Here is a 15297-nt window from a genome sequence, read left to right on the forward strand (position 1 = left end):
TCAGACCCCCTCGCCCCGGGATCCGGCGCCCTCGGCCGGGGACGCGTCGCCCTGGGACCCGGCGCCGTCGGTCCGTGCCCGGTAGCTCTCGCCCCAGTTCGGCCCCGGGGCCTCGGGCGCCCGGGGCGGACCGTGGGCGGTGTCCGAGTGCGCGTGGTACTCCACCGACCCCGCCGTCATCTGCATGAACGCCTCCTCCAGGGACGCCTGCTGGCCGGAGAGCTCGTGCAGCACGATCTGGTGCTGGGCGGCCAGTTCGCCGAGCCGCTCGATCCTGCCGTTGTCGATCTCCAGGGCGCCGTCGGCGGTCTGGGTCACGGCGATCCCGGCCCGGCTCAATACGTCGAGCAGGTGTTCCCATTGAGGTGAGCGAAGTCGTACGAAACTCCGAGAATTCTGGCGAATGAAATCCGCCATCGATGTGTCGGCGAGCAGTCGCCCCTGCCCGATTACGATCAAGTGATCCGCGGTGAGTGCCATTTCACTCATCAGGTGAGACGACACGAAGATCGTTCGGCCTTCGGCCGCGAGCGCTTTCATGAGATTGCGGATCCAGTGAATTCCCTCGGGGTCCAGACCATTGACGGGTTCGTCGAACATCAGGATCTCGGGGTCGCCGAGCAGCGCGGACGCGATTCCCAGCCGCTGGCCCATGCCGAGCGAGAAGCCCTTCGACTTCTTCCTCGCGACGGGCGTGAGGCCCACCGTGTCCAGGACCTCCGCGACCCGCCGCTCGGGGATCCGGTTCGACTGGGCGAGGCACAGCAGGTTGTTGTAGGCGCTGCGGCCGCCGTGCATCGCCTTGGCGTCGAGCAGCGCCCCGATGTACTTCAGCGGCTCGTCGAGGTCGCGGTAGTGGTGGCCGTCGATGCGCACCGTGCCGCTGGTCGGGTTGTCGAGATCGAGCATCATGCGCATGGTCGTGGACTTGCCGGCGCCGTTGGGGCCCAGGAACCCGGTCACCACACCCGGTCTGACCTGGAAGGACAGATCATCGACCGCGATCTTGGAACCGAAGCGCTTGGTAAGACCCGCTAGCTCGATCATGCCGCCACGCTAGACGCGGACAAAGCCCCCCGCCACTTGTGTGACGGGGGGCTCTGTGCCGTATCAACGCGTCCCGTACCACCGCGTGGATGTACGCACGCGGTGGCAGACGGACGCAGCCCACGGGGGAGGAGCTGCGGCCGCGGGCGGACTAGCGGGACTGCTGGGCCGGGACGCCGCGCGAGACCGGCTCGTCGTCGACCGGGGAGCCGGCCGCCGCGACCGCCGCGCCCGTCAGGGTCGCCAGCATCTCGCGGACGTTGGTCAGCTGCGCGTTGATCGAGTCGCGGCGGTTGGTGAGCGCCGCCAGCTCCCGCTCGGATTCCGAACGGATGCGGTCGGCCTTGGCGTTGGCGTCCGCCACGATGTCCTCGGCCTGGCGCTGGGCCGTCTCGACCGTCTGACGGGCCCGGCGCTCCGCGTCCGTACGCAGCTTCTCGGCCTCCAGGCGCAGCTGCTCCGCGCGGTGCTCGATCTCCGCGAGGCGCTTCTCGGCCTTGGCCTGACGCGACGCCAGGTCGCGCTCGGACTGCTCGCGGCGCTTGGCGAGGTTCGTCTCGAAGTCGGCGGCGGCCTGCGCGGCCTTGGCGCGGGTCTCCTCGAAGAGGGCGTCCGCCTCCTCGCGCTTGGACTGCGCGTCCTTCTGGGCCTCGGTGCGCAGCTGGGAGGCGTCACCCTTCGCCTTCTCGACGATGCGGACGCCCTCGTCCTCCGCCTTCGCCTTGCGCTCGGCGGCGAACGATTCTGCGTCGTTGCGCACCTGCTGGGCCGCCGACTCGGCGAGCTCACGGTGCTGCTCGGCGGCCCGGCGGGCCTCCTCGCGCAGGTCCTTCGCCTCTTCCTCGGCGAGACGGAGGATCTTCTCGACCCGCGCGCCGAGACCCGCGTACGACGGCTCCGCGTCGCTCACCTGGGCCTGGGCGTTCTGCGTTTCGAGGTGCAGCTCCTCGATGCGCTTTTCCAGAGAAGTGATCCGTGCCAGAGCGCTGTCGCGGTCGGAGACGATCTTGGTAATGCGGTCGTCCACCTGACCGCGGTCGTAACCACGCCGCACGAGCTCGAAGCCGAAGGGGGAGGAAGTGTCGCTCATGGGGTTCCTGTCGAATGAGACCGGTGAGGTGATAGGGGGAATCCTAGGGGCCCAGGCGGCGTGTCATCGAGCGGATGCCCGTTTGATCTGGAGAATTACCAGCCTTTTGAGTGGCTACCCCTCCGAAGACTTGCCACTCGAACGTGTACTTCCCGCCGCCGCACCCGCCTTGGCCGCCTCCTTGCCGGCGGCCTTGCCGCCCAAGGACGGGGCCTCGAAAGACTCCAACGCCTCAAGTACGTCCTGGACACGGGAGATCTCGGCATTGATGTCCGCACGCCGCCTGACCAGCACGTCCAGCTCGCGCTTGCCCTCCTCGACGGTGCGCTTGGCCTCCGCCTCGGCCTCGTCGCGCAGCTTCGTCGCCTCGCGGATCAGCTCGGCCTTCTTGGTCTCGGCCTCCTTCAGGAGCGCCTCCGCCCTCTTCACGGCGGCGATACGGACCTTGCTCGCCTCGGAGTTGGCGTCCGAGAGAAGTTCCTTGGCCTTCGCCTCGGCCTCGGCGGTCTGCTCGGTGGCGGCCGCGACCAGCTTGTCGACGCGCTCGCCCGCCGTCTTCATCTGCTCGGCGCTCTCCCGCCGGGCCCGCTCGTGCAGCTCCTCGATCTCCGCCTCGGTCCGCGCGCGCACCTCTTCGGTGCGCTCCCTTATGGCGGTGGCGTCGGTGCGGGCACCGGCCAGCAGCTCGTCCGCGTCCGTACGGGCCTTCTCCACCAGGGAGTTGCCCTCCACGGTCGCCTCGGAGACGATCCGCTCGGCCTCCTTGCGGGCCGCGCCGACCATGGTGTCGGCCTGCTCCTCGGCCAAGGTGGCCGCGAGCAGCGCCTCCTCCTGGGCCTTGTTCATCAGCTGGTCGGCCTGCTCGGCCGCGTCCGCCCGGCGCTTGGCCGCGGCCGTACGGGCCTCGTCGAGCAGCCGGTCGCACTCCTCGCGGGCCTCGGTACGGGCCTTCTCGGCGGCCTCCTCGGCCTGGACCCGCGTCTTGTCGGCCTCCGCGCGGATGCGCTGGGCGGCCTGCTGCGCGGAGCCCACGGTCTCGGCGGCCTCGGCACGCAGCCGCTCCGCCTCCGCGTTCGCCTCGGTACGCATGCGCTCGGCGTCCGCGCTCGCCTCGGCGAGAATCCGCTCGGCCTCGCTGCTCGCCTCGCCGATGAGCTGGTCGGCCTGCTCGGCGGCGTCGCCGCGGCGCTTGTCGGCGGCCTGACGGGCCTCGTCGAGCAGCCGCTCCGCCTCCGTACGGGCCTCGCCCACCAGCTGTTCGGCCTCGGCGCGCGCCTCGGCGACGGTCTGCTCGGCCTCCGCGGCCGCGGCGCCCAGCGTCGAACCGGCGTCCGCACGTGCCTCGGTGGTGACCAGCTCGGCGTACGTGTCGGCCTCGGACGTGGTGCGCTCGGCCTGCGCGGTCGCCTCCGCGAGCAGGCGGTCGTGCTCCGACTGGCCCTCGTCGCGCAGCTGCTGGGCCTCCGCGATCAGCCGCTCGGCGGTCGCCGTCGACTCGGCGGCGAGCCGCTCGGCCTCCGCCGTCGCTTCGGTGACCAGACGGTCGGCCTGGCTCGCGGCGTCGCTGCGGATGCGGTTGGCGTCCTCGCGGGCGTCCGCCCGGGTGCGGGCGGCGTCCTGCTCGGAGGAGGCGAGCGCGTCGGACGCCTCGGTGCGCATCCGCTGTGCGTACTCGGACGCGTCCGAACGCGCCTTCTCCGCCTCGGCGATGGCGTCCGCCATCGTCCGCTCGGCGAGCGCCTTGGCGGCCTCGGCCTCCTCGGTGGCGCGCGCCCGGGTGCGGCCCGCGTCCTCGGTGGCGCGCTCGCGCTCGGCGTAGGCGTCGGCGCGGACCCGGTCCGCCTCCTCCTGCGCCTCGTTCCTGGTCCGCTCGGCGACGTGCTCGGCGGTGGAGCGCAGACCCGAGATCTCCTGCTCGGCCTCCTCGCGCAGCCCCGCCACCGAGTCCCGCACCTGCTGGGCGGTCTGCTCGGCGGCCGCCACCAGCTCGGTGGCGCGCCGGTCGGCCTCCTCGCCCAGGCGCTGCGCCTCGGCCTGCGCCTCCTCGACCCGGCGACGGGCCGAGGCGAGCAGTTCCTCGCTCTGCTCGCGGGCCTGCGCCCGCTCCGAATCGGCCTCGGCGCGCGCCGAGTTCAGCGTCTCCTCGGCCTCGCGGCGGCGACGGGTCGCCTCCTCCTGGGCGGCGGCCAGCGCCTCGGCGGCCTCGGCGCCGACCCGCTCGGCGGCGGCCGCGGCCTCCGCGCGCATCCGGTCGGCGGTGTCCTGGGCCTCGCTCTTGAGCCGCTCGGCCTCGGCGGCGGCCTCGGAACGCAGCCGTACGGCCGCGCTCTCCGCCTCCGCACGGGCGCCCGAGGCGTCGGCGGCGGCCTCGGTGCGCAGCCGCTCGGCCTCCTGCTCGGCCTGCGCCTGGAGCGTACGGACACGCTCGGCGGCCTCGGTGCGCAGCCGCTCGGTCTCCTCGGCGGCCTCCCGGCGGATCCGCTCGCTCTCGGCGCGCGCCTCGGTCAGGGCCTGGTCGGCGGAGGCGTGCCGGTGCTCGGCCTCGGTGTGCAGCCGGGCCAGCTCGTCGGCGGCCTCGGCCTGGCGGGCGGCGACGGCCCGCTCGGTCTCCTCGCGCAGGGCGACGGCCGCCTGCTCGGCCGACGTCCGGGTGGACTCGGCGTGCTCCTCGGCCTCGGCCCGCATCCGCTCGGCCTCGGCGCGGGTGCGCTCCAGGGTCTCCTCGGCCTGCTTGCGCAGCGTGGTGGCGCGCTCCAGGGCCTCGCCCCGTACGCGCTCGGACTCCGCGCCCGCGGAGGTGCGCAGCTCCTCGGCGTCCGCCTTCGCCTTGGTCAGCAGCTCCTCGGCGGTCCTGGCCGCCTCCTCGATCTGCTGGACGCCCTCGCGGCGGGCCTCGCCGCGGATGCGCTCGCCCTCGGCGACCGCCTCGGCCCGCAGCTGCTCGGCCTCGCCGCGCAGCCTGCGCGCCTCCTCCTGCAGCTCGACCGTCTTGGCCCGGTACTCCTTGGTGTCGTCCTTGGCCGCGCCCTTGAGCTCGACGGCCTGCTCCTCGGCCTGCGAGCGCAGCCGCTCGGCCTCCGCCTCGGCCTCGCGGCGGATCCGCTCGGCCTCCTCGGACGCCTTGCGGGTGGTCTCCTGGGCGTCCGCGGACGCCTTGGTGAGGACTTCCTCGGCGCTGCGGGCGGCCTTGGCGAGCTGGGCGGCGGTGTCCTCGGCGGCGCTGGTGCGGGCCTTCTCGGCGGCCTCCGCGACCAGCCGCTCGGCCTCGGCGCGCGCGTCGTCGCGGGCCTGCTCGGCCTCGGCCTTGAGGGCCTCGGCCTCCTGGGTCGCCTCGGCCACCAGCCGGGCGATCTCGGTCCTGGCGGTACGGGTGCGCTGCTCGTTGGCCGACTCGGCGGCGGCCAGCTGCTTGCCGGCCGAGTCCTTCGCCTCGGCGAGCACCTTGTCGGCCTCGGCGCGCGCCTCGCGCAGCGCGCTCTCGGCCTCCTGCATCCGCTGCTCGGCGGCCCGGCTCAGCTCGGCGGCCTGCTGGCGCGCCTGGTCGGACTCGGCGGTGGTGGACGAGCGCAGCTGCTCGGCGTGGGAGGTGGCCTCCTGGGCCTGCGTGGAGGCGGCGTTGAGCAGCCGCTCGGCGTCCTTGCGGGCGCGCAGCAGGATCGCTTCGGCCTCGGCGCGGGCCGACTCGGCCTCGGCGCCCAGGCGTTGACGGGCCTCCTCGGCGACCCGGGCGGCCTCCGCGCGGGCGGCGGCCAGCGACGCCTCGCTCTCGGCGCGCGACTCGTCGAGCAGCCGGCGGGCCTGCGCCTCGGTACGGGCGCGCAGCTGCTCGGCCCACGCCACGTTCTCGTTGACGTGCGACTCGACGGTGGCGCGGCGCTCGGCCAGCTCCTGGTCGAGCCGCTGGCGGCGGTTGACCGCCTCCGCGTGCAGCTCGGCCTGGAGCCGGGCCTGGTGCTCGGCGTGCTCCTGGAGGATGCGCTGGGTCTGCGCCCGGGCGTCGCGCAGTTCGCGCTCGGCGTCGTTGCGCAGCTGCTCGGCCTGCATCTGCGCGTTGCGCAGCAGCTGTTCGGCCTGGTAGCCGATGTCCGCCGCGTCGTAGGCAGGGCGAGTCGCGAGGTTGCGGCGCGCCTCGTGCAGCTTGGCGCGCAGCACCTCGACCTGGTAGCCGAGGTCCTCGGCGTGCTGAACGGCCTTCTCCCGCTCGGTCTTCAGCCGGTCCATCTCGGCCTCGAACCGCGAGAGGTGGTCGTCAGGCCGGTGGCTGTCCTGGCGTTCGTAGCCCCGCACTGCGCGGTCCCATCCGTCCCCTGGTCGCGAACACTGCCCGTACGAGCACCGTCCGACGACGGACGGGCCCCCGGTGAATGGTGTCAGATCGACAAGGGGGCGTGGGTCCCAGGCCCCGACCCGACCCCGGCCCGGAACCGCCCACTGTACCGGCCCCGGAATCCGGTGGTCAGTGCTCCGTTGCCGAGGTGACCAGTTCGGTCAGTACGCCGTGGCAGTCCTTGGGGTGCAGGAACGTGATGCGGGAGCCCATCGAACCGATGCGCGGCTCGTCGTAGAGGACCCGGACGCCCTTGTTCCGGATGGCTTCCGCGTCGCCGTCGACGTCGGCGGTGCCGAAGGCGATGTGGTGCACTCCTTCGCCGTTCTTGGCCAGCCACTTGCCCACCGCGGAGTCCTGGCGGGTGGGCTCCAGGAGCTGGAGGTACGAGGCGCCGCCGTCCGACGTACCGTTGATCTTGAGCATGGCCTCGCGCACGCCCTGCTCCTCGTTGACCTCGGAGTGGAACACCTCGAATCCGTACGTAGCACGATAGAACTCGACGGTCTTGTCGAGGTCGAAACAGGCGATCCCGATGTGGTCGATTCGCGTCAGCATGGGTCCAGTGCAGCGCCCCGGGAGGTGGTTACGCAACGTGCGCGCGATCACACCGGCTGGCCGGTGACGCCGCCGGTACCGCTCAGTACATTTCCAGTAAACCCTCGTTCACTTCTCACCTCCCAAGGGGCTGTGCCTCATGTCTGGAACGACCGGTACCACTTCAGTGATCGTCGCGGGCGCCCGGACGCCCATGGGCCGTCTGCTCGGCTCGCTCAAGACCTTCTCGGGCGCCGACCTCGGCGGCGTCGCCATCAAGGCCGCGCTCGACCGGGCCGGCATCGGCGGCGACCAGGTCCAGTACGTGATCATGGGCCAGGTGCTCCAGGCCGGCGCGGGCCAGATCCCGGCCCGCCAGGCGGCCGTCAAGGCCGGCATCCCGATGAACGTCCCGGCGCTCACGATCAACAAGGTCTGCCTCTCGGGCCTCGACGCCATCGCGCTCGCCGACCAGCTGATCCGCGCGGGCGAGTTCGACATCGTGGTGGCCGGTGGCCAGGAGTCGATGACCAACGCCCCGCACCTGTTGCCGAAGTCCCGCGAGGGCTACAAGTACGGCGCGATCGAGATGCTGGACGCGATGGCGCACGACGGTCTGACCGACGCCTTCGAGAACATCGCCATGGGCGAGTCCACCGAGAAGCACAATGCTCGCCTGGGTATCCAGCGCGCCGACCAGGACGAGATCGCCGCGCTCTCCCACCAGCGCGCGGCCGCCGCCCAGAAGAACGGCCTGTTCGAGGCCGAGATCACGCCGGTCGAGATCCCGCAGCGCAAGGGCGAGCCGGTGATCTTCGCCAAGGACGAGGGCATCCGCGCCGAGACCACGGCCGAGTCGCTCGGCAAGCTGCGCCCGGCGTTCGCCAAGGACGGCACCATCACGGCCGGCACCTCCTCGCAGATCTCGGACGGCGCGGCCGCGGTCGTCGTGATGTCCAAGGCGAAGGCCGAGGAGCTGGGCCTGGAGTGGATCGCGGAGATCGGGGCGCACGGCAACGTGGCGGGTCCGGACAACTCGCTCCAGTCGCAGCCCTCCAACGCCATCAAGCACGCCCTGTCGAAGGAGGGCATCGGCGTCGAGGACCTCGACCTCATCGAGATCAACGAGGCGTTCGCGGCGGTCGCGGTCCAGTCGATGAAGGACCTCGGGGTGTCCCCGGAAAAGGTGAACGTCAACGGTGGCGCGATCGCGCTGGGCCACCCGATCGGCATGTCCGGCGCGCGCGTGGTGCTCCACCTCGCCCTTGAGCTCAAGCGCCGGGGCGGCGGCACGGGCGCGGCCGCGCTGTGCGGCGGCGGCGGTCAGGGCGACGCCCTGATCATCCGGGTGCCCGGCAAGTAACGGCCCGGCTCGCGTCAACTCCCGTACGTACGCACTGAACCGAACGGAGCGGCAATGGTGGACGTCCCCGAACTGGTGGCCCGGGCGAGGGAGGGCAGGCCGCGTGCGGTGGCCCGGCTGATCTCGCTGGTCGAGGGGGCGTCCCCGCAACTGCGCGAGGTGATGGCGCAGTTGGCTCCGCTGACGGGCGGTGCGTACGTGGTGGGGCTCACGGGGTCGCCGGGTGTCGGCAAGTCGACATCCACGTCGGCGCTGGTGACGGCGTACCGGCGGGCGGGCAAGCGGGTCGGCGTGCTGGCTGTCGACCCGTCGTCGCCGTTCTCGGGCGGCGCGCTCCTGGGCGACCGGGTCCGGATGTCCGACCACGCCTCCGACCCCGGGGTGTACATCCGCTCCATGGCGACCCGGGGCCACCTGGGCGGCCTCGCCTGGGCCGCCCCGCAGGCGATCCGGGTGCTGGACGCGGCGGGGTGCGAGGTGATCCTGGTGGAGACGGTCGGCGTGGGCCAGTCGGAGGTGGAGATCGCCTCTCAGGCGGACACGTCGGTGGTGCTCCTGGCGCCCGGCATGGGCGACGGGATCCAGGCCGCGAAGGCGGGGATCCTGGAGATCGGCGACGTGTACGTGGTGAACAAGGCGGACCGGGACGGGGCGGACGCGACCGCCCGGGAGCTGAACCACATGCTGGGGCTCGGCGAGTCCCGGGGCCCCGGCGACTGGCGGCCGCCCATCGTCAAGACGGTCGCGGCGCGGTCCGAGGGCATCGACGAGGTGGTCGAGGCGCTGGAGAAGCACCACGCGTGGATGGCGGAGCGGGGGGTGCTGGCGGAGCGGCGCCGCGCACGGGCGGCGCGGGAGGTCGAGACGATCGCGGTCACGGCCCTGCGCGAACGCATCGGCGACCTCCACGGCGACCGCCGCCTGTCCGCGCTGGCAGCGCGGATCGTGGAGGGTTCGCTGGACCCGTACGCGGCGGCGGACGAACTGGTGGCGGGGCTGACGTCCGGGGCCTGACCCCCACGGCGGGGCTGCGCCGCGAACCCCGTTTCCACCTGCGGCGGGCATTCCCCCACCCCGCCCCTTCCCGAAAGCCTCCGGCGGTGGTCGTGCGTCTGCGGGCCGGTGAGGGTTGCTCGCGCAGTTCCCCGCGCCCCTGAAGGAGGGCCCGAAGGGCCCATCTAAGGGGCGCGGGGAACTGCGCGAGCAACCCAGCACGATCCGCAGCCGAACACCCCCGCAAAGGGGTCCGGGGGCGAAGCCCCCGGGTAAAGGGCTAAAGCTTGCCGCGGTGGCCGCGCAGATGGTCCGCCACCGGTCCGAGCGCCGCCCGCAGATCCGACAGCGCGTCGCTCGACAGCAGGTCGATGAAGTGCTTGCGCACGGACGCCACATGGTGCGGCGCGACCTTCTCCATGGTCTCCGCCCCCGTGTCGGTCAACACCGCGAACAACCCCCGCCGGTCCGACTCGCAGTTCTCCCGCCGCACAAGCCCCGCGTTCTCCATCCGCGTGATCTGATGCGAGAGTCGGCTCTTGGACTGAAGGGTCGCGGCGGCGAGGTCGCTCATGCGCAGCCGCTGCCCCTCGGCCTCCGAGAGGTTGACCAGGATCTCGTAGTCGTTGTTGGTCAGGCCGAACGGCTGCAGGTCCTTTTCCATCTGGTGCGTCAGCATCCTGTTGACGTCCAGATAGGTACGCCAGGCGCACTGCTCGCTATCGGTCAGCCAGTTGGTGGCCGTCTCGGTCTCCATATGTCGATTCTACCTAAGAAGTTGAATTCTGAACGAAGCCTGGGAGTGTGACGCCCCGCACGCACCGGCACAAGGGTCGTGGTCAGCGCCCGGCAAGGGTGCACGCGTTCGACGTCACACTCCGCAGACTACCGCTCACAGGCCGAAGCGACGCTGGAGGTCTCCGAGCTGGCCGGGAAGGCGCGGTCCGGAACCCGCCGCACCGTGCTGCCCGCCCGAGCCCCCGCCGCCCGGAACGCCCGCCTCATCGGGCACCTGCCCGGTCGACTGCTCGGCCATCAGCACTTCGGTGGACTGGAGCAGGACCGTTCCGGCGCCCACGAACTCGAACTGGTGCTCCTCGCCCGAGGTGCCCCCGAGGCCCGTGAGTGACCGGATTCCGCCCAGCACGCCCGTCATATAGCCGTGATCGTAGTGGTGGCAGGGCGACGGGCAGTCCGCCCAGCCGACCAGCGCCTGCGGGTCGACCCGGATCGGCGGCTCCATGAAGACGACCGGCCCGTTCGAGGCCGCCACGAACTTGCCGGTCCCGATCAGCGTCAGAAAGCCCGGCACGATCGACTGCTTCAGGGCCAGCGTCGGCTGGTACGCCAGCAGGTTCCCGGCCCGGATCGTCAGGTTGCCGTCGTCCAGGTCGTACGAGTTCACATCGAAGGCCCGGTCCGCGAGCAGCATCTTTCCGGAGCCGTCCGCCACCACCCAGTCGCTGGCGTGCAGCGGCGAGTGGAAGCTGGTGCGCAGCAGCCGGTCCAGGCGCCCGTGGCCGATGCCGTTGAACTCGATCCGCCCGTAATAGGCGATCATCTTGCCCTTCTGCAGGAACCACTGGCTCGATTTGAGCTCCACGCAGAAGGTGTACTTGTTGACGTTGTCGTCGGACGGGAGCGAGTACGGGTCGAAGACCGCCGGGCCGCCCGGCTGAGGGGTGTTCACAGCTTCTCCTCCGAGGCCTGGACGTACACCGCGCCGCTGCCGGACAGTTCGAGCTGGAACGCCTCGCCCGAGCCCCGGCCCACCATGTCGCGCCAACCGAGCGCCGTGGAGAGCTTGTTGCGTACGTCACCGTGGTGGGCCACATACGCCTGCGGGTCGACGTGGACCGGGCGCTGCGGGGTGATCGGCAGCTCGACGACCCCGCCGTGCGCCATCACCGCCACCGCGCCGTGGCCCTTGAGCGTGGTCGTGAACAGGCCCTGGCCGGTCACCTGGCCGCGCACCATGCCCATCACACCGCCCTGCGAGCCCATGAACATGGTGCCCTGCTGGAGCGTCCCGTCGAAGGCGAGCAGCCGGTCCGCCTCCACGTAGAGCGTGTCCCCGGCGAGGTTGATGACCTGGATGTGGTGGCCGCCGTGGCCGAACATCACCGTGCCGTTGCCCTCGACCGTCATCAGCGGCGTCGCCTCGTTGGCCACCCGGCGGCCGATCATCGACATGATCCCGCCCTGGCCGCCCTGGATGTTGGGCGTGAAGGACACCTCGCCCTTGTACGCGAGCATCGCGCCGCGCTGGCTGAACATCTTCTGGCCGGGGGCCACCGTGGCCTCGACCATCTTGGAGTTGATCTCGCGGAACGGCATCAGAGGTCGCCCCCGATGGTGTTGCGCTCGCTGGGCTGCACGTACACCAGGCCCTCGCCCTCGAACCGGATCTGGAACGCCTCGCCCGAGCCCTCGCCCAGGAACGTGCGGAAGGTCACCCCGGACTGGAAGTGCTGCTGGAGGTTGCCCTGGTGCGCGATGTAGGCGCCGGGGTCGACGGAGAGCGGGTACTGGGCGCTGACCCGCAGCACCACGGCCGGGCCGTCGGACATGATCGCCGCCTGGCCGTGGCCCTCGACCGTGGTGGTGAACAGGCCGTTGCCCTGGGTCGCGCCGCGCAGCCCGGTGAAGGTGGTGCCGGTGCGCAGGCCGGTGTCGGTGGCGAGCAGATTGCTCGCCTCGACGTAGAGCTTGTCGCCCTGGAGCGAGACGAGGTTGATCTCGCTGGCCCGGTCGGCGAAGTAACAGGTGCCGTGTCCCTTCACCTCCATCACGGCCATCGATTCGCCGGTGAGGCGGCGGGTCACCATGCCGCGTAGGCCCTCACCGCCGCCGGACATCTTCTTGAATGCCATCTGGCCGTCATAGGCGACCATCGAGCCGTTCTTCGCCTTGACGGCGTCACCGGTCATCTCGACGGCCAGCATTTTGCTGCCTTGGAGTCGGAACGTTGCCACGGGGTGAAGGTAGCGGCCGCGCCCCCGCCCGGACAGGGCCCTGGGGATGATCCGCCCCTGGTCGGCCCCTGATCCGGTCCTTCGGTCCGCCCTGGTCAGGCCCGGATCCCGGCCCCCGCCCGCCCCCCGCCGAAACCCCCGCGCCCCTGATGTCACAATGGGGAACGTTTGTGCTTGCGTTCACAAGCGACACGCTCCGAACTCCTCCCACCGAAGGTGCCCCCGTGGACATCAAGACCGCATCCGCGTTCCACCGTCTCCGACTGATCTCGGCCCCGGAGGCCGTCTCCTTCCTGCTGCTGCTCGTCTGCTCGGTGCTGAAGCGGACGACCGACGTCAACGCCGTCCCGGTCATGGGCGCCATCCACGGCATCCTCTTCATCCTGTACGTGATCTTCTGGGCGGACGCCTGGAACAAGGCGAAGTGGCCCGCGAAGACCGCCGCTCTGTTCTTCGTGCTCTCCGTGCTGCCGTTCGGCGGCTTCGTGGCCGAGCGCAAGCTCAAGCGCCAGGCCAAGGACGCCGTGATCGCCGCCCGCGCCCGCAAGGAAGGCGTGGTCGGAGCGTGATCGTCGCCTTCTCGGTCACTCCGCTGGGTGTCGGCGAGGACGTCGGGGAGTACGTCGCCGACGCCGTACGGGTCGTACGCGAGTCGGGTCTGCCCAACCGCACCGACGCCATGTTCACCTCCGTCGAGGGGGAGTGGGACGAGGTGATGGACGTGGTGAAGCGCGCCGTCGCCGCCGTCGAGGCCCGCGCCCCGCGCGTCTCGGTCGTCCTGAAGGCGGACATCCGTCCGGGCGTCACCGACGGCCTCACCACCAAGGTGGAGACGGTGGAGCGCCACCTCTCGGCGTAAGCGCTTCGCTGGAAGTGCACGATGCTTCGGCTGCGGACCGTGCGTGGTTGCTCGCGCAGTTCCCCGCGCCCCTTTGGCGCGCGCGGTACCGCAGCGGACTTCCACCAGTTCGCTCAGCCCCCGCCCCGAAGCGCCCTCCCCACCCCGCAGTTCGAGCCCCCGGCCGCCGCCCCCGGCAACCGGGGGCTCTGTCGTGCGCCGACCCCGGACAAGGCCCCGCACGCCGCCCAAACCAAGATCGCTCACTCGGAGTACTCCGCTCGACACGCCGATGAATATCCACTTTTGTAGGGATATCTACCTGGCTCGATCAGCTGGAGGGCACAGTGCGGTCGGAGAGTACGTCGGCGCATTACGACTACGAGACCCACAGCCGGCTCGCCGGACCGCTCACGGAACCGGACAGGGCGGCCTACCGGGTGCGCTACCGGAGTCTCCTCTCCAGTGAGCCCCGCCGAATACGCGCCGTCCTGCTGATGACGCTCGCGCCCGTGCTCACCGCCGTCCTGCTGGTCTACCTCGTGTGGCCGACCCACTGGGTGGAACGCGAGGGCGGCGACGAGTGGCTGGTCGCCCTGGACATCGCGATGCTTGTGGCCATCGGCCTGATCGAGTTCTTCATGGTCGTCAACGTCCTCTCGATCGCCCACGCCACGATGGTCGCCCGGGACCCGATACCCGTGGTCCCCGAGCCCGGCACCCGGGTCGCCTTCCTCACCACGTACGTGCCCGGCAAGGAACCGATATCCATGGTCCGGGCCACGCTCGAAGGCGCGGTCCGGCTGCACCACAGCGGCCCCCTCGACGTCTGGCTCCTGGACGAGGGCGACGACGCCCGGGCCAAGGCGCTCTGCGAGGAGCTGGGGGTGCGCCACTTCACCCGCAGCGGCGTCCCCGAGTGGAACCGCCCCAAGGGCCCCCACAAGGCCCGTACCAAACACGGCAACTACAACGCCTGGCTGGCCATGCACGGCCGGTCCTACGACTTCTTCGCCTCCGTCGACACCGACCACGTGCCGCTCCCCAACTTCCTGGAGCGGATGATGGGCTACTTCCGCGACCCGGACGTCGCGTTCGTGGTCGGACCGCAGGTGTACGGGAACTACCGCTCGCCGGTGACCAAGGCCGCCGAATCCCAGCAGTTCCTCTTCCACGCGCTGATCCAGCGGGCCGGCAACCGCTACCGCGCCCCGATGTTCGTCGGCACCAACAACATCGTCCGCGTCAGCGCACTGGTCCAGGTCGGCGGGCTCTACGACTCGATCACCGAGGACATGGCCACCGGCTTCGAGCTGCACCGCCGCAAGAACCCGAGGACCGGGCACTTCTGGAGATCCGTCTACACCCCGGACGTGCTGGCCGTCGGTGAGGGCCCGGAGTCCTGGACCGACTTCTTCACCCAGCAGACGCGCTGGTCGCGCGGTACGTACGAGACGCTGCTCAAGCAGTACTGGAAAGCGCCGTTCCGCGTCCCGCCCGGGCGGCTGCTCTCGTACACCCTGATGCTCGTCTACTACCCGATGACCGCCGTCAACTGGCTGCTCGGCATGGTCAGTTGCGTCCTGTTCCTCTGGTTCGGCGCCTCCGGCACCCAGGTCTCCGCCTCCGTCTGGCTGATGCTCTACAGCGACGCGGCCGCCCTGCAGATCGGGCTCTATCTGTGGAACCGCCGCCACAACGTCTCGCCGCACGAGCCCGAGGGCTCCGGCGGGCTCGCCGGGATGGGGATGTCCGCGCTCTGCGCGCCCGTCTACCTCAAGTCGCTCGGCTCGGCGCTGCTGCGCACCCGGGGCCGGTTCGTCGTCACCCCCAAGGGCGACGAGGCCAGCCCCGACCGGCTCTGGACGTTCCGGATCCATCTGTTCTGGGCGGCCGTGCTCGTCGCGTCGCTCGGCGCCTCCGTCGTCTTCCGGCACACCCACGCGGCGATGCGCACCTGGGCCGTGCTCGCCCTCGCCATCGCGCTCGCCCCGGTCGCCGTCTGGTCCCTGACCACCGTGCGCGAGCGCGCCGCCGCCCGCCGCCGCCCGCTCGCCGAGCCCGCCGAGGCCGAGGCGCCGCTCGCGGCCACCGCGCCGGCCGCCACGACGACCGGAGGGAACTGAC

13 protein-coding genes are annotated in these 15297 nt (G+C 71.4%); 5 read left to right on the forward strand and 8 right to left on the reverse strand.

Translation table 11 applies throughout. The features are described from left to right. The 4 genes from ACGFRG_RS16685 to mce form a co-directional block, all read right to left on the reverse strand. On the reverse strand, window positions 1-1047 hold the full coding sequence (locus ACGFRG_RS16685; RefSeq protein WP_361430478.1) for an ATP-binding cassette domain-containing protein: 1047 nt from the start codon (window positions 1045-1047) through the stop codon (window positions 1-3). A gap of 151 nt (window positions 1048-1198) precedes the next feature. After that, the gene (locus ACGFRG_RS16690) at window positions 1199-2137 is read right to left on the reverse strand and encodes a cellulose-binding protein (RefSeq protein ID WP_361430479.1); all 939 of its coding nucleotides are present in this window, start codon (window positions 2135-2137) and stop codon (window positions 1199-1201) included. A 114-nt stretch (window positions 2138-2251) separates the two neighbouring features. Further along, entirely contained in the window at window positions 2252-6424 is a 4173-nt protein-coding gene (scy, locus tag ACGFRG_RS16695) for a polarized growth protein Scy (protein ID WP_393264535.1), read from the reverse strand. A gap of 169 nt (window positions 6425-6593) precedes the next feature. Then, a complete protein-coding gene (gene mce / locus ACGFRG_RS16700) occupies window positions 6594-7022 on the reverse strand; it encodes a methylmalonyl-CoA epimerase (RefSeq protein WP_361430482.1) in 429 nt (142 codons plus the stop codon). A gap of 139 nt (window positions 7023-7161) precedes the next feature. Between mce and ACGFRG_RS16705 the strand changes: the two genes are divergently transcribed. Beyond that, window positions 7162-8364 carry an acetyl-CoA C-acetyltransferase gene (locus ACGFRG_RS16705; RefSeq protein ID WP_393264538.1) on the forward strand — a complete coding sequence of 401 codons (1203 nt, stop codon included), beginning with the start codon at window positions 7162-7164 and terminating at the stop codon, window positions 8362-8364. A 54-nt stretch (window positions 8365-8418) separates the two neighbouring features. Then, entirely contained in the window at window positions 8419-9378 is a 960-nt protein-coding gene (meaB, locus tag ACGFRG_RS16710) for a methylmalonyl Co-A mutase-associated GTPase MeaB (protein WP_393264541.1), read from the forward strand. A gap of 259 nt (window positions 9379-9637) precedes the next feature. On the opposite strand, the gene ACGFRG_RS16715 is transcribed toward meaB, so the two are convergent. From ACGFRG_RS16715 to ACGFRG_RS16730, 4 genes are all read right to left on the reverse strand, one after another. Next, on the reverse strand, window positions 9638-10114 hold the full coding sequence (locus tag ACGFRG_RS16715) for a MarR family transcriptional regulator (protein ID WP_361420838.1): 477 nt from the start codon (window positions 10112-10114) through the stop codon (window positions 9638-9640). 135 nt (window positions 10115-10249) lie between these two features. Continuing rightward, window positions 10250-11047: an AIM24 family protein gene (locus ACGFRG_RS16720; RefSeq protein WP_361420835.1), complete on the reverse strand. Its 798-nt coding sequence runs from the start codon at window positions 11045-11047 to the stop codon at window positions 10250-10252. Continuing rightward, window positions 11044-11694, reverse strand: a complete 651-nt coding sequence (locus ACGFRG_RS16725) for an AIM24 family protein (RefSeq protein ID WP_361420832.1) — start codon at window positions 11692-11694, stop codon at window positions 11044-11046. The genes ACGFRG_RS16720 and ACGFRG_RS16725 overlap by 4 nt, the downstream gene beginning before the upstream one ends. Then, window positions 11694-12332 carry an AIM24 family protein gene (locus tag ACGFRG_RS16730; protein WP_361420829.1) on the reverse strand — a complete coding sequence of 213 codons (639 nt, stop codon included), beginning with the start codon at window positions 12330-12332 and terminating at the stop codon, window positions 11694-11696. Before ACGFRG_RS16730 ends, ACGFRG_RS16725 begins: the two co-directional genes overlap by 1 nt. A 224-nt stretch (window positions 12333-12556) precedes the next feature. Between ACGFRG_RS16730 and ACGFRG_RS16735 the strand changes: the two genes are divergently transcribed. From ACGFRG_RS16735 to ACGFRG_RS16745, 3 genes are all read left to right on the forward strand, one after another. Then, window positions 12557-12901 (forward strand): DUF3817 domain-containing protein, encoded by a 345-nt coding sequence (locus ACGFRG_RS16735; RefSeq protein WP_361420826.1) that lies wholly within the window; start codon window positions 12557-12559, stop codon window positions 12899-12901. Next, a complete protein-coding gene (locus ACGFRG_RS16740) occupies window positions 12898-13191 on the forward strand; it encodes an MTH1187 family thiamine-binding protein (RefSeq protein ID WP_361420824.1) in 294 nt (97 codons plus the stop codon). Before ACGFRG_RS16735 ends, ACGFRG_RS16740 begins: the two co-directional genes overlap by 4 nt. Window positions 13192-13517: 326 nt before the next feature. After that, on the forward strand, window positions 13518-15296 hold the full coding sequence (locus ACGFRG_RS16745) for a glycosyltransferase family 2 protein (protein ID WP_393264547.1): 1779 nt from the start codon (window positions 13518-13520) through the stop codon (window positions 15294-15296). Window position 15297 lies beyond the last annotated feature (1 nt).

The organism is Streptomyces sp. NPDC048696, from assembly GCF_043198895.1.
In the GTDB taxonomy this organism is placed as follows: Bacteria; Actinomycetota; Actinomycetes; order Streptomycetales; family Streptomycetaceae; genus Streptomyces.

Excerpts from the sequence above, each read along its gene's own strand:
- ACGFRG_RS16690 (WP_361430479.1), bottom strand. The coding sequence starts at position 2,137 with ATGAGCGACACTTCCTCCCCCTTCGGCTTCGAGCTCGTGCGGCGTGGT.
- ACGFRG_RS16685 (WP_361430478.1), bottom strand. The coding sequence starts at position 1,047 with ATGATCGAGCTAGCGGGTCTTACCAAGCGCTTCGGTTCCAAGATCGCG.
- meaB (WP_393264541.1), top strand. The coding sequence starts at position 8,419 with ATGGTGGACGTCCCCGAACTGGTGGCCCGGGCGAGGGAGGGCAGGCCG.
- mce (WP_361430482.1), bottom strand. The coding sequence starts at position 7,022 with ATGCTGACGCGAATCGACCACATCGGGATCGCCTGTTTCGACCTCGAC.
- ACGFRG_RS16725 (WP_361420832.1), bottom strand. The coding sequence starts at position 11,694 with ATGCCGTTCCGCGAGATCAACTCCAAGATGGTCGAGGCCACGGTGGCC.
- ACGFRG_RS16715 (WP_361420838.1), bottom strand. The coding sequence starts at position 10,114 with ATGGAGACCGAGACGGCCACCAACTGGCTGACCGATAGCGAGCAGTGC.
- ACGFRG_RS16705 (WP_393264538.1), top strand. The coding sequence starts at position 7,162 with ATGTCTGGAACGACCGGTACCACTTCAGTGATCGTCGCGGGCGCCCGG.